This is a genomic window from Enterococcus salsurae (assembly GCF_054784955.1).
Map to the genome: position 1 here is coordinate 361,166 of NZ_BAAHWY010000001.1, position 13,956 is coordinate 375,121.

The 13,956-nt window shown below is 43.3% G+C and carries 11 protein-coding genes; 4 read left to right on the forward strand and 7 right to left on the reverse strand.

All coding sequences use genetic code 11. The annotated features are described in order from the left end of the window. Positions 1 to 51: 51 nt before the first annotated feature. Genes dapA through dapD form a run of 3 tightly spaced genes read left to right on the forward strand, consistent with a single transcriptional unit; the run spans position 52 to position 2,427 of the window. Entirely contained in the window at positions 52 to 933 is an 882-nt protein-coding gene (gene dapA, locus ACYVRS_RS01835; protein WP_312498795.1) for a 4-hydroxy-tetrahydrodipicolinate synthase, read from the forward strand. Positions 934 to 945: 12 nt separating this feature from the next. Continuing rightward, positions 946 to 1,701, forward strand: a complete 756-nt coding sequence (dapB, locus tag ACYVRS_RS01840; RefSeq protein WP_461202337.1) for a 4-hydroxy-tetrahydrodipicolinate reductase — start codon at positions 946 to 948, stop codon at positions 1,699 to 1,701. 12 nt (positions 1,702 to 1,713) lie between these two features. Beyond that, complete coding sequence (gene dapD / locus ACYVRS_RS01845) at positions 1,714 to 2,427, forward strand: 2,3,4,5-tetrahydropyridine-2,6-dicarboxylate N-acetyltransferase (RefSeq protein WP_313538628.1); 714 nt, start codon at positions 1,714 to 1,716, stop codon at positions 2,425 to 2,427. Positions 2,428 to 2,502: 75 nt separating this feature from the next. Here the strand turns inward: dapD and ACYVRS_RS01850 are convergent, their stop codons facing one another. The 7 genes from ACYVRS_RS01850 to ACYVRS_RS01880 all read right to left on the reverse strand — a co-directional run bounded on the left by ACYVRS_RS01850 (position 2,503) and on the right by ACYVRS_RS01880 (position 11,446). After that, complete coding sequence (locus ACYVRS_RS01850) at positions 2,503 to 3,447, reverse strand: DHH family phosphoesterase (RefSeq protein WP_461202645.1); 945 nt, start codon at positions 3,445 to 3,447, stop codon at positions 2,503 to 2,505. 58 nt (positions 3,448 to 3,505) lie between these two features. Continuing rightward, entirely contained in the window at positions 3,506 to 4,837 is a 1,332-nt protein-coding gene (locus tag ACYVRS_RS01855) for a DRTGG domain-containing protein (RefSeq protein WP_054115056.1), read from the reverse strand. 30 nt (positions 4,838 to 4,867) lie between these two features. Next, on the reverse strand, positions 4,868 to 5,551 hold the full coding sequence (locus tag ACYVRS_RS01860) for a metal-dependent hydrolase (protein WP_461202339.1): 684 nt from the start codon (positions 5,549 to 5,551) through the stop codon (positions 4,868 to 4,870). Positions 5,552 to 5,847: 296 nt separating this feature from the next. Beyond that, positions 5,848 to 7,530: a ribonuclease J gene (locus tag ACYVRS_RS01865; protein WP_312498792.1), complete on the reverse strand. Its 1,683-nt coding sequence runs from the start codon at positions 7,528 to 7,530 to the stop codon at positions 5,848 to 5,850. Between the two features lie 123 nt (positions 7,531 to 7,653). Continuing rightward, complete coding sequence (locus ACYVRS_RS01870; RefSeq protein ID WP_461202341.1) at positions 7,654 to 8,706, reverse strand: aspartate-semialdehyde dehydrogenase; 1,053 nt, start codon at positions 8,704 to 8,706, stop codon at positions 7,654 to 7,656. A 306-nt stretch (positions 8,707 to 9,012) separates the two neighbouring features. After that, on the reverse strand, positions 9,013 to 10,803 hold the full coding sequence (locus ACYVRS_RS01875; protein WP_461198061.1) for a glycoside hydrolase family 13 protein: 1,791 nt from the start codon (positions 10,801 to 10,803) through the stop codon (positions 9,013 to 9,015). A 187-nt stretch (positions 10,804 to 10,990) separates the two neighbouring features. Further along, on the reverse strand, positions 10,991 to 11,446 hold the full coding sequence (locus ACYVRS_RS01880) for a MarR family winged helix-turn-helix transcriptional regulator (protein ID WP_312498786.1): 456 nt from the start codon (positions 11,444 to 11,446) through the stop codon (positions 10,991 to 10,993). Between the two features lie 140 nt (positions 11,447 to 11,586). Here ACYVRS_RS01880 and ACYVRS_RS01885 point away from each other — a divergent pair, with 140 nt between their 5' ends. Further along, complete coding sequence (locus tag ACYVRS_RS01885) at positions 11,587 to 13,926, forward strand: ABC transporter ATP-binding protein/permease (protein WP_313540671.1); 2,340 nt, start codon at positions 11,587 to 11,589, stop codon at positions 13,924 to 13,926. Positions 13,927 to 13,956: the final 30 nt, after the last annotated feature.

Sequence of the window (13,956 nt, forward strand, 5' to 3'; positions counted from 1 at the left end):
ACACTTATCTTATAGACAAAAATAAAATTGGTTGGAAGGATGTGTCGTATTTTGACAATATTCAAAGGTTCTGGCGTTGCTTTGATCACCCCTATGCTTCAAGATGGTTCGGTGGATTTCGACAAGTTGAAGGAGTTGGCAGAGTGGCATGTGCAACAAGGAACTGACGCGATCATTGCTTGTGGTACGACCGGAGAAGCCTCCACACTGGACGACGAAGAACACATCGCAGTCATCGAAGCTGTGGTGCAGCAAGTCGCTGGCAGAATTCCCGTGATCGGTGGTACTGGTTCGAATAACACCCAGCATGGCATTTACCTTTCGCAAGAAGCGCAACGTGTTGGTGCAGATGCATTATTGGTGGTGACACCTTACTACAATAAAGCAACAAAAAGAAGTTTAGTGGCGCATTATGAAGCCATTTGTCAAAGTGTTGATTTACCCGTGATCTTATATTCAGTAGCTTCCCGCACAGGCTTGAATTTAACCCCTGACGCTGTAGCTGAGTTGAAAAAGATTCCAAATATCAAAGGGATCAAAGAAGCCAGTGGCGACATTTCACAAATTGCTGAAATCGCACGCTTGGCAGATGATGATTTTGCACTGTATTCCGGCAATGATGATCAAGTGACACCGATCCTCGCACTTGGCGGCGCTGGCGTCATCTCAACGATTGCTAACATCGCACCTAAACAAACGGCGAAATTGGTTGCTGATTTCTTAGAAGGCGATCTTCAGCCGGCCATTCAAGAACAACTGAAACAAAAACCATTGATCGATGCCATCTTCAGAGAAGTAAACCCAGTGCCGATCAAAGCAGCGGTGTCCTTACTAGGAAAATGCGATTTGCATTACCGGTTGCCCCTTGGCATGCCGGAAGATGCGACCTTGGTCCATTTAGAAGAAGAAATGACTGCATACGGTTTGCTTTAAGGAGGCAGCAAGGTGAAAAACATTTTATTAAGCGGCGCCAATGGCCGCATGGGTCAGGTGTTGCAAAAACTGATTGGGCAGCACCCAGATCTTGAAGTTGCAGCTGGATTGGATCGCCACAAAGATCTTAACGGCGCTTTTCCGATCTATGATTCAGCCGCTTACATCAAAGAAACGATCGATGTCGTCATCGACTTTTCGCATTACAGCAATGTCCCTGAGCTGTTGAATTACTGTGTTGATCAGCAATTGCCCATCGTGGTGGCAACCACAGGATTAACGGAAGAAACGCAAATGATGCTGCCAGTAGCGGCCAACGTCATTCCAGTTTTTTATTCCGCCAACATGTCATTGGGGATCAATGTCTTGATCAAAGCGCTCCAGTCGATCACCCCAGCACTAGAAGCTGATTTCGATATCGAGATCATTGAAAAACACCACAATCAGAAGCTGGATGCACCTAGCGGCACCGCACTATTGTTGGCCGACGCCATCAATGACAGTTGCGCAAACAAGAAGGATTATCTCTATGGCCGTTCTGGCAGCGACCTCGTCAACGATCGACAACAACTAGGCATCCACGCTGTACGAGGCGGTACGATCCCTGGGGAACATACTGTTATCTATGCGGGACAAGATGAAATCATTGAACTGAAACACACCGCGCTCTCACGCGACATTTTCGCAAACGGTGCTTTAAAAGCAGCAGTCTTTTTGGCTGATCAAGCACCAGGACTCTATTCTATGCAAAATCTACTCGATAAGTAAAGGTGGTATCTTATGTCAGAATTACAATTTTCAGATCCGTATCAATTAGCAAAATATATCAAAGACGCCAACAAACAGACCCCAGTCAAAGTATATATCAATGGCGACCTGTCAGACGTTGAGGTTGACGACATTCAATTATTCGGCAGCGGGAAGTTTTTCTTTGTTGTTGGCGATAGTCAAAAAGTCGCTGCATTTCTCACGGAACATCAAGACAAGATCACCGATCATTATTTGGAAAATGATCGCCGGAATTCAGCCATTCCGCTTTTAGACCTAACCGCTGTGGATGCGCGGATCGAGCCAGGCGCCTTTATCCGTGATCAAGCCATCATCGAGAAAAATGCTGTCATTATGATGGGCGCAGTCATCAATATTGGGGCCGTCGTTGGTGAAGAAACGATGATCGATATGGGGGCTATTTTAGGCGCTCGGGCAACTGTGGGCAAGAAAGCCCATATTGGTGCTGGTGCCGTCTTGGCTGGTGTCCTTGAACCACCTTCAGCAAGTCCAGTGGTCGTAGAAGATCATGTATTGATTGGCGCCAACGCAGTCGTTTTGGAAGGTGTGCGTGTAGGTGAAGGTGCCGTCGTAGCCGCCGGTTCTGTGGTGACTGAAGACGTGCCCGCTGGTGCAGTTGTTGCCGGATCCCCTGCAAAGGTCATCAAAATGAAAGATGACAAAACCAAAATCAAAACCGAATTCTTAGACGACTTGCGAGGATGATCTCCCCATGCTCCTGTCGCCTACTAGGTGTTGAAAAGCATAAAAAAAGAAGCAGCTTGTCGGCTGCTTCTTTTTTTATGCTTGTCGGATCGCTTCTTGGATTTCTTGATAAATCACTGCGACTTCTTCTAAATCAGCTGCATTGGCGCCACTAGCTAATGGATGCCCCCCGCCATGATGGCGCTTGGCAATCTCATTGATGACAGGTCCCTTCGAACGCATCCGCACGCGATAATAGCCTTCAGGCTGTTCGACAAAAATCGCCCAAGCCAAAACATCTTCGATTTTCCCTGGCAAAGAAACGATCGCTGATGTTTCTGAATCGACCACACCGAAAGATTGCTGTAATTCTTGTGAAAGGATCACTTTTCCAGCACCTATCTCATCCACTTCCAGATGTTCATAGACATACCCGGAAAGCCGTGCGACTGATGAAGATATTTGATCGATTTGACGATTGATTTTTGGTGCATCAAAGCCAAAGTCCAATAAATCAGCAGCGAGCCGTAAGGTGGTTGCTGTGGTGGCAGGATATAAAAAGCGGCCTGTATCACCAACGATGCCTGCGTAAAGTAAACGGGCAGCTTCTTTATTCATTTTAAGTATTTCTTGATGATCTGACCAAAAAGCAGCAATCATTTCACTGCAGCTGCTGGCCTGCGTATTGACCCAGACAATATCTCCATAAGGTTCATCATTTGGATGATGATCGATTTTGATCAATTTGGCGCCTTTGTCATAGCGTTGATCACTGACCCGTGGTGCGTTGGCTGTATCCGTAACGATCACAAGGGCACCTTGATAATCATCGTCCGTCACAGTGTGCATTTGTGCCAGATAATCTAGACCTTCTACCGGACCACCGACTTGATAAATGGTTTTATCCGGAAAACTGTTGCGTAATATCTCTGCCAAGCCAACTTGAGACCCTAAGGCATCTGGATCAGGGCGTTGATGGCGATGGATAATAATCGTTTGATACCGCTGGATCGTCTGTAAAATTTCTTCTTGTACATTCATGTCTGTCACAACTTTCTCTCTTCGATTTGCCGTTTGATATCTCCTGCGATTGCTTTGATTATGGCCGTTCCATGACTTGGCAAACGACGATTGCTTTAGCGACCAAAGAATTCTCGATCGTTACCTCAATATCGATTTTTGCTGAGCGTCGACCCAATTCTAAAATTCTTGGTTGAATAATAATTTCACTTTCTAATTGAATCAAGCGGAAATAATGCAGATTGACTTGTTCGATCCAACTATTTCGTCTTTGATTGAGTTGCATCGTTCGTTTGGCTGTATTGGCGATCACTTCGCTCAATACACCAAAAGAAATCGTCCCGACTTCATTGACCATTTGCGGTGTGACTGCAAAGCTGAAATGCGGTTGCGGCAGTTTATTGCCTTCAAAATCTTGATCGATCACTTGCATCTGTCCTGAGATCTGATCAGAGATCGTATCAGAGATTTGCGTTTGTCTTTGGACCATTTGCATGGCTTTCATAATATCTTGACGCGTCACGATCCCTATCAATGATAAATCATCTGCCACTACAGGCATGACTTCCAAGCCATCCCAAATCATTTGATGACTAGCAGAAGCGACACTCATTTCTTTCTTGACGATGCGCGGATCACGGGTCATGATCCGTTCAATGATTTGTGTATCTGGTTTCTCCAACACATCTTTTGCAGTTATAATCCCCACGACCCGCATATTTTTATTGACCACAGGATAGCGAGAATGGTTGGTTGATTCTGAAAGGACTTTATAGTCTTTGACAGTATCAAATGTATGGAGATATTTTGTTTTTTCTAAAGGCATATAAATATCACTCACCAACATGATGTCTTTCTTGATCAGTTGGTCACTCAAGGCTCTGTTGATCATCGTCGCTACTGTAAATGTATCGTAGGTCGTTTGTAAGATCGGCAACGCTAGCTCATCTGCCAAGCGACAAATTTCTGGTGTTGTTTCAAATCCCCCAGTGATCAAAACCGCTGCACCATCTTCTAACGCTAATTTGTGGACTTCATTTCGGTTCCCGACGATCACCAATGAACCTGGTGTGATATAGCGTTCCATCGCAGACTCTTTCATGGCACCAATCACAAATTTGTTCAAATCTTTATCCAACCCGCTGGCACCGCCAAGCACATTGCCTTCAATGATTTGAACCACTTCACCAAAGGTCAGTTTTTCAATATGTTTTTTTAATTTTCGTTCGATGCGGATTGTTCCCACTCGCTGGATCGTTGATACCAAACCAATATTTTCAGCATCTTTGATCGCCCGATACGCTGTTCCTTCACTAACATTTAAATCTTTTGCGATGCCCCGCACAGAAATGCGGTCGCCAACCGGTAAATTCTCGATATGCATTAAAATCAAATCATGTTTTGTTGCCATAACTATCCCCTCTACGAACCATCTTCATTTTTATAAGGTGATCGATTCACCGATCGTCATTATCTGTCCTACACCCTTTGGCAGCAGCTGAATAAATGCTTGCGGGTCTTGTTTGATCAGCGGAAATGTATTGTAATGGACCGGTATTGCTTTTTTTGCTTGCAATAATCCTGCAGCCGTTGCAGCATCTTGCGGCCCCATCGTAAAATTATCCCCAATCGGCAAGAAAGCCACATCAATATCGAATTGTTCACCAAGTAAAGCCATATCGCCAAACAGCGCTGTGTCACCCGCATAATAAATCGTTTTGCCTTCCGCTTGGATCATGATCCCTGCAGGATTTCCCATATAGATCGTTGTGCCGTCTTCTTCAATCCCCGAACTATGTTTTGCGTCGACGAAAGTCACTTGGCCAAAGGGAAAGTCATAGGACCCGCCAATATTCATGCCATGTGTTTCTGAAACGCCTTTACGCGCAGCATATTGACAGACTTCTACAACACTGATGACCGGCGCTTCATTGCGCATCGCAATATCGACCATGTCCCCGATATGGTCACTATGACCATGGGTGATCAAGATCCAGTCTGTTGTTACTGTTTCTGCCTTCAAATCCGTTGCAGGATGACCGTTGATAAAAGGATCAAACAACACTTTTTGTCCATTGTCAAAATCAATTGTCACGACGGAGTGTCCATGGTATGTCAATTTCATGTAAAAAAACTCCTTTCCTATCCATTGATACAGTCTAATATTTTTTATTATAACAGATAAATACAGGATACCCAAAGAGGAAAATCGACAACACCTGATCAATCCCCTTTATAGCCATCCGCTGGTCTCTATACCATAAAACCAAGGTATTCTTAAAAAAAGGAAATGACACAGTTTTTATCATTGATTCAGCACAGAACAGAGACTAAAAAAAACTGTAACTGAAGCGCAACGAGGCCCCAGTCAGCGGAATCGCTTTTGGGCACTCATTGGCTTTAGTTACAGCAAATGACGGTTTATTTACGGTGACGATTTCTTTGACTTGATTCCATGATCACAGGCAGGATCACCGGACGACGCTTGGTTTGTTCAAACAAGAAACGGCTCAAACGATCGCGGATATCTTGTTTCAACTTGCTCCACTCAAACTCTTCATCGTGCAAATGTTTTTCAACGATTTCAGCTACGATCTCACCGCTTTCGCGGATCAAGTCACGACTCGCTTTGACATACACAAAGCCGCGAGAAGTGATTTGCGGTGCAGAAACGATTTTCTTTTCGCGACGATTGATCGTCACGACAGCCACAAAAATACCATCTTCTGATAGTACTTTACGATCACGCAATACGATATTGCCAATATCCCCCACACCGATACCGTCGATCATGACGTTTTCAGCAGGTACATTGCCAGCAGCATGCATGTGGTCTTTTTTGTACTCCAGCACATCCCCACGTGCAGTGATGAAAATGTTTTTCATTGGAATACCGACTTCATGCGCCAAATCAGCATGCGCTGCCAGTTGGCGATATTCGCCTTGGATCGGAATCAGATACTTCGGTTTCATCATGTTCAACATTAGTTGCAGATCATTGGGATTGGCATGACCAGACACGCGGAAATTGTCCGAAATCTGTTTGACCGTTCCGCCTGCCCGATAAATCATATCCTCTGTCTTAGCAACGATCGTTTCCATCGCAGTTGTTGGGGTCGTCGTAATATACACCAAATCCCCTTCTTGCACTTTTAGCGAACGATGTGTGCCATTGGCCATTTTTTGCAAGGCTCTGATTGGTTCACCCATACGTCCTGTTTCCAAAATCAATAGTTGTTCCGGTGCATATTTCTTCATTTCTTTTTGTGTGATCAATAAATCTTCAGCTGGTAATTTCAACTTGCCTAATTTCATCGCCGTTTTGATGATTCGACCGAAATCTTGTCCAGTCAAAACAACTTTACGGCCTGAACGAAAGGCTGCATCTAATACTTGTTGGACCCGTTGCAGATTGCTGGCCACACTAGCCACAATAATCCGGCCTTCCCAGTAACGAATATTGTCATAAACTTCGTCTTGGATGGTCAACTCAGAAGCAACTGGTGCAGGATTTTCTGCATTAGAAGAAGTACTCAATAAGGCTAAGACGCCTTCTTTGCCAATTTCTGCTAAACGACCAAAGTCTGTTTGATACATGGGAATCGCTGTTTGGTCAAACTTGAAGTCCCCTGTATAAACGATATTGCCAGCTTTTGTCTTGACACTGATCCCGACTGAATCCGGGATTGAATGGGTCGTTCTAAAGAAACTGATCGTTGCGTCACCGAAATCGATTTCTGAATGTTCATCAATAATATGGAAATCTTTAAAACGCTTGGTAGCTTCATTTTTATTCACTGTTAACTTAGCCAATTCAATCGTTAATTCCGTCCCGAATACGGGTACTTGAATATTCTCCAAGAAGTAAGGCAAGGCCCCAATTGCATCCGCATGTCCATGGGTCAAAAAGACACCAGCAACACGGTCAGCATTTTCTTCTAAATAGGTAAAATCAGGAATGACTGTATCGATTCCTAATAATTCATTTTCTGGATAGCGGACACCGCAATCCAGCACAAATATATCCTCTCCTACTTCAGCAATGTACATATTCTTTCCGTTCTCACGTACGCCGCCAAGAGGAATGATTTTTATTGTTTCCACTTCTATTCACCTCTTATAATTTTCTTTATCTTTTATATCCCAAGCATAAGCCGTCTTTTCTATTATACAACAAAAAAAAGAAAAGCGTGGCATTCACCACACTTTTTCCGAAATTCTTATGGTTTACACATGGACCAAACCTTGTTGGTGCAAGGTTTCGGCGATTTGTACAGAGTTCCAGGCAGCACCTTTGAGCAAGTTGTCAGAAACCACCCATAAATGCAAACCATTGGCTACATCTAAATCTTTGCGGATCCGCCCAACGAAGGTCTCTGTTTTCCCCACACTGTTTAAGGCTTGAGGATAGATTTGCTGACTCGGATCATCTTGCAAGACCGCGCCGGGTGCTTCACTGATCCACTGCTTGACCGCAGCGACATCGGCATGGTCAGCTGTTTCAATGTACACCGATTCAGAATGGCCGCTAAATACCGGGATGCGCACACAAGTTGCTGCCACTTGGATCGTCTCATCCTCCATGATCTTTTTGGTTTCATTGATCATTTTCCACTCTTCATACGTATAATCGTCATCTGCAAAAACATCGATCTGCGGCAACGCATTGAAAGCGATCGGATAATGTTTTTTGTCGCTTCCAGCTGGTAAAATCTCTGGATTCAATTCTTCTGGCTGCTTGCCCGCCAATAAATCTGTTGATTCTTGCGCCAACTCAGCCAAGGCCTTGGCACCCGCACCAGAGACAGCTTGATATGTTGAAACGATCAACCGTTTCAACCCAACTTTTTGCCGAATCGGTTCTAAAGCGACCATCATTTGAATCGTTGAGCAGTTGGGATTGGCAATGATGCCTTTGTGCCGCGCCAGTGCGTGGGCATTGACTTCCGGCACCACTAAAGGCACTTCAGGATCCATACGAAAATGACTGGTATTGTCAATAACAACAGCCCCGCGCTTGACAGCTTCCGGTGCATAGACTTTGGAGATCCCCCCGCCAGCGCTGAACAACGCAATGTCAATCCCTTCAAAAGAGTCTGGGGTCAATTCTTCAATGACAATAGGTTGATTATTGAACACAAGGGTCTTGCCAGCAGAGCGTTTAGACGCCAATAATCTGATCGTTTGAATGGGCAGCGTGGTTCGCTCCAACATCTCAATCATTTTTGTGCCAACTGCGCCCGTCGCGCCAACAACCGCTACGTGATACCCTGTACTCATCAAATCACTCCTCGAATATTCAACTATTTTCCCTAGTTTATCATATCCCTCAAAAAAGAAAAGACCTTTATGAAAGAAGCAATGAAAAATGTTGTGAATCATCAGAATTTTCAGCAATTCGCACTTTTTTTTCAAAAAACCCGCTCATTCTGAATAGATATCATTTGTCACATTCATATGTTATAGGCTATAATAGCCGCAGAAGGAATTTTGGGGAAGATTCTTTCCAACGTGCATGGGGAAATTAAAAAAACCCAATAACTTAAATGAGGCAAGATTCCACGGGAATCTTGCCTCATTTTTACTCTATTCTTTTTCGATAGTATCTTCTTGATCGACTTTAGCGATCACAAACCCTTTTTTATCAATCACGATGATTTCTTCTTCCTCTTGCATAAATTGCTGCAACAGAACATTTTCTGGTTTAGATAAAGTGATTTGCTCATCACCGGTATTAAAGATACCAATCATGCGCTGTGCCTCTAATTCTCTTTCGAAAATAATCAAGCCATCGTCTTCTGAAACCCAATTCCAATGCATCGCCCCTTCAGACAGGACTTTTTGATTTTCTTTGCGCAGACGGATCAGATTCTTTGTAAATTGCAGCAGATCGCGGTCTTGCTTTTCTTCTTCCCATATCATACATTTTCGACAGTCGGGGTCCATATCTCCTGTCAAGCCGATTTCATCGCCATAATACAAACAAGGAACCCCTTGTTGCAGATACATAAAGGCCATGACTTGCCGCATCAAATCTTTATCCCCTTGTGCCAGCGTCAAAATACGCGGGGTATCATGAGAGTCTAGGATATTAAATTGGACTTGATTGGTTTGTTCCCGGTAGAGCATCAGCTGATTGTTCAATTCCGATACCATTTTGGTCATGGAGATTTCGTCTTTGACAAAGAACTCAATGATCGCATCAGTATAGGCATAATTCATGACAGCATGGAATTCATCGCCTTGCAGCCAACGTTGTGATGAGTGCCATATCTCACCGAGAATATAAAAATCATCTTTTGCATTGTCACAGACTTGTCGGAATTTTTTCCAGAAGGAATGGCTGACTTCATTTGCGACATCTAATCGCCATGCGTCAATATCGAATTCTTCGATCCAATAACGGGCAATATTCAACAAATACGCCTGAACGTCTGAGTTCTCTGTGTTTAATTTTGGCATATGCGGGGTAAAAGCAAATACGTCATACGTAATATCGTAGGCATCTTCAAAGTTCTCCCCTTCTTTGTAATCAACAGGAAATTCATTGATATGGAACCAGTCGGCAAAGGGTGAGTCTTGCCCATTCTTGATGACATCTAACCACTGGTTAGAGGTATCCCCCATGTGATTGAACACGGCATCCAGCATCACTTTGATACCACGTTTGTGGCACTCCTCTACCAATCGTTTAAAGGTATCGTTGTCTCCAAAGGCAGGATCGATCGCCAAATAATCAATCGTATCATATTTGTGGTTGGAATAAGCTTCAAAAATAGGACAGAAATAAATGCCGTTGATCCCAAGATCGACCAAATAATCCAAATGATCGATGACCCCTTGCAAATCACCGCCAAAGAAATCTTGTCGATCAGGATTTTTCGATCCCCAAGGCAAAACTCCTTCAGGGTCATTAGATGGATCACCATTTGCAAAACGCTCTGGAAAAATTTGATACCACACAGTTTCTTTGGCCCATTCAGGTACTTTGAAACGGTCAGCTTCTTGAAAATAAGGCATCCGGAAGTAGTTGTTGTTCATTTCTAAATATTGTTCTTCAAAGGGATAGACCCCATGGTCCCCATAAAAAACATGTAACCCATCAAAACTCTCAATGGAAAAGCCATAAGCCAAGCGACGGAACTCCGCGCCGACAGATACTTGCCAATAATCATGCAAGTCTGTTGACAATATTTTTTCCATTGGGATTCTCTTTTGATACCACGCTTCTTTATAAAGCGTATACGGATCACCGCACAACAATTGGACATGGCGGATATCTTGGCGGGCAGTGCGTAGACGGATATGCATCTGGTTTTTTTCATATAAATAAGCAAATTCGCTTTCGGGACGATGGTAAATAGCAGTTGTATTCATACAGATCTCCTTTTGATTGTTTTGTTGCTTCCATTCTCCCACAATATCTGCACAAAAACAAGAGATAAATGCAATCGGTTGCTTTCGTTTATCTCTTGTTTTTTAACTATATAATCGATGTACATATCATCGAATAAAAACATCTAAGCAATCGATTGCTTTGGCAAATCAATCTCAAGCCGCTTATTTATGGACGCTTCAAAATATCATACTTGCGCAACAATCGAACGGCATCACTTAAGGCATCCGTTAACTGGTTGTAATCCGCCTGAGACATTTCAGCCGCTTTACTATTCAAACGTTCTTCGACTTGCTGCTTCTTTTGGACAAACAATTGTCTGCCCGCTTCATCAAGATAGACGTTGACATTCCGTCGATTCAGCCCGTTGGTTTCACGATGCACAAAACCATCTTTTTCCAAACCAGATACAGAACGGCTGATTTGAACTTTCGATGTACCAATTTGGTTCGCCAGTTCAGACATGGTCAACCCTTCATTACTGGAAATGATCACCAGCTCCAGCATTTCCATTTTTGTCAATTTTAAATCCTCTAACCCGATTTCTTCAAATAATATGTTTCCCATCAATGAAAAAATCTCTGCAAACACAGCAATATTGAATTCCCCGATTTGTTTCTCCATCTTGCTCCCTCTCTTCTATCTTTTAGTTTAGTATAAATCTTTCAATTAAACAATGATAATCGTTGATTTTTGTTAACCATTGTGATAGCGTGGATACAGGATGAAAAAAGTTGTGAAAACAGCAAGAAAAGAGTGACAGCATGTTAGAATTAAAAGACATTAAAAAGTATTATACGGTAGGTTCAAGTACCACCAAAGCCTTAGACGGTGTATCTGTTTCTTTCCGTAAACAAGAATTCGTGGCCATTTTAGGCCCCAGCGGTTCCGGGAAAACCACCATGTTGAATGTGATCGGCGGCTTAGACAATTATGATTCTGGCGATATGGTCATCAACGGAAAATCCACAAAATCCTTTAAAGACCGAGACTGGGATGCTTACCGAAACAATTCCATCGGCTTTGTCTTCCAAAGTTATAACTTGATCAGCCATTTGGGCATTATTGACAATGTGGAACTTGGGATGACATTGAGCGGCGTATCAAAGGAAGAAAAAAGAGCCAAAGCTTCTGATGCGCTGACACGTGTGGGCCTTGCGGATCATATGCACAAAAAGCCAAATCAACTTTCTGGCGGACAAATGCAGCGTGTGGCTATCGCCCGGGCATTAGCCAATGACCCAGACATTTTATTGTGTGATGAACCAACAGGCGCTTTGGACTCCGAAACCAGCGTGCAAATCATGGAATTGATCCAAGAATTGTCGAAAGAAAAACTCGTCATCATGGTGACGCATAACCCTGAATTGGCCAATAAATATGCTGGTCGTATCATTGAATTCAAAGATGGGCGAATCGTTCACGACTCCAACCCTCATGTTGAAGGACAAAAGAAAGACCAGTTCCACTTAAAGCATACAAAAATGAGCTTTATGACTGCATTGCGCCTGTCTTTCAATAATATCCGCACCAAAAAAGGCCGGACATTCTTGACTGCTTTTGCTTCAAGTATAGGGATTATCGGGATTGCCATCGTACTCGCCTTATCGACTGGCTTCCAAAAACAAATCGACGATACACAATCTGAAACATTGTCCCGTTTCCCAATCACGATTTCACAAGTCGCGACAGAACAAGATCCAACAGCTCTTACCCGTACCCAAAAAGAAGAGTTTCCGGCAGATAAAGAAATCACAGCAAAATTAAGTGATGCTGATCGTGCCACACATATCAACAATATTGACCAAGATTTTATTGACTATATCAATGATATCGACCCTGAACTAAGCAACAACATCGGCTATACCCGTTCTACTTCATTGAACCTATTCCGTAAAATCGATGATACGGTTGAACAAGTCAGCTTTTCAAATGCTTCTGCAGACAATGAACAAACCAGCACCATGATGAGTGCGATGAGTGCTTCAACAGGAATTGGTGTATCTACATTTCCTGAGCAACTGTCTGAAGGCAATGGCAATTTCTTAGAAGACAATTATGATCTTTTAGATGGTCGTTATCCAAGTGCTAGTACAGACGTTGTATTGATCGTAGATGAAAACAATGTCACCAATGTCAACGCCTTGATCAATCTTGGCTTTGATATCGAAGATGGCGACACTGTAAACTTTGATGATGTAGTCGGCACAACAATCACTTTAGCGACAAATGATGCCTACTATACCGAATTACCTACCGGCAACTTCATTCCTAACCAAGATTTAGATGCCGTATATGAAAATGACAGCAACAAAGAACTAACGATCAGCGGGATTTTACGCATCAAGCAAAACTCAACGATGAACTTGCTCTCAACTGGTATCGCTTATAGCGATACTTTGGCCCAAGAAGTCATCAAGGAAAACCAAGATTCAGCTATCGTACAAGCACAAGAAGACAGCGATACAAACGTGATGACCAATGAACCAGTTGATGATAGTACCAAAGATTCATTGATTGCTTATCTTGGCGGCAGCGATATTCCAAACAGCATTATGATCTATCCAAATGACTTCAACGCCAAAGAAAAAATCCTAGATTACTTGGATGCTTACAACGAAGGAAAAGACAGTGAAGATCAAATCGTCTACTCTGACTTAGCAGGGACGATGACCCAATTAACAGGTGGATTGATGGATGCCATCACGTACGTATTGATTGCCTTTGCTGGTATTTCATTGGTCACTAGCATGATCATGATCGGGATCATCACCTATACTTCCGTCTTAGAACGAACCAAAGAAATCGGTGTGCTAAAGGCATTGGGTGCGCGTAAAAAAGATATTACTCGTGTCTTCGATGCTGAAACGTGTATTTTAGGTATCGCCTCCGGCGCATTAGGCGTCTTCATCGCATGGTTGGCAACTTTCCCAATCAATGCTGTTTTATACAATATGACAGATTTAGAAAATGTGGCCCAATTAAATCCGCTTCACGGATTGATTTTGATCGTCGTCAGCACTGTTTTGACCATGATTGGCGGACACATCCCTGCACGGATGGCAGCAAAAAAAGATGCCGCTATCGCTTTACGTGCCGATTAAACAATAACGTTACTCGACCACACAGCCTGC

Bases quoted from the DNA above. Each gene is read 5' to 3' on its own strand.
- dapD (WP_313538628.1), top strand. From the start codon at position 1,714: ATGTCAGAATTACAATTTTCAGATCCGTATCAATTAGCAAAATATATC.
- ACYVRS_RS01850 (WP_461202645.1), bottom strand. From the start codon at position 3,447: ATGAATGTACAAGAAGAAATTTTACAGACGATCCAGCGGTATCAAACG.
- ACYVRS_RS01855 (WP_054115056.1), bottom strand. From the start codon at position 4,837: ATGGCAACAAAACATGATTTGATTTTAATGCATATCGAGAATTTACCG.
- ACYVRS_RS01860 (WP_461202339.1), bottom strand. From the start codon at position 5,551: ATGAAATTGACATACCATGGACACTCCGTCGTGACAATTGATTTTGAC.
- ACYVRS_RS01870 (WP_461202341.1), bottom strand. From the start codon at position 8,706: ATGAGTACAGGGTATCACGTAGCGGTTGTTGGCGCGACGGGCGCAGTT.
- ACYVRS_RS01875 (WP_461198061.1), bottom strand. From the start codon at position 10,803: ATGAATACAACTGCTATTTACCATCGTCCCGAAAGCGAATTTGCTTAT.
- ACYVRS_RS01880 (WP_312498786.1), bottom strand. From the start codon at position 11,446: ATGGAGAAACAAATCGGGGAATTCAATATTGCTGTGTTTGCAGAGATT.
- ACYVRS_RS01885 (WP_313540671.1), top strand. From the start codon at position 11,587: ATGTTAGAATTAAAAGACATTAAAAAGTATTATACGGTAGGTTCAAGT.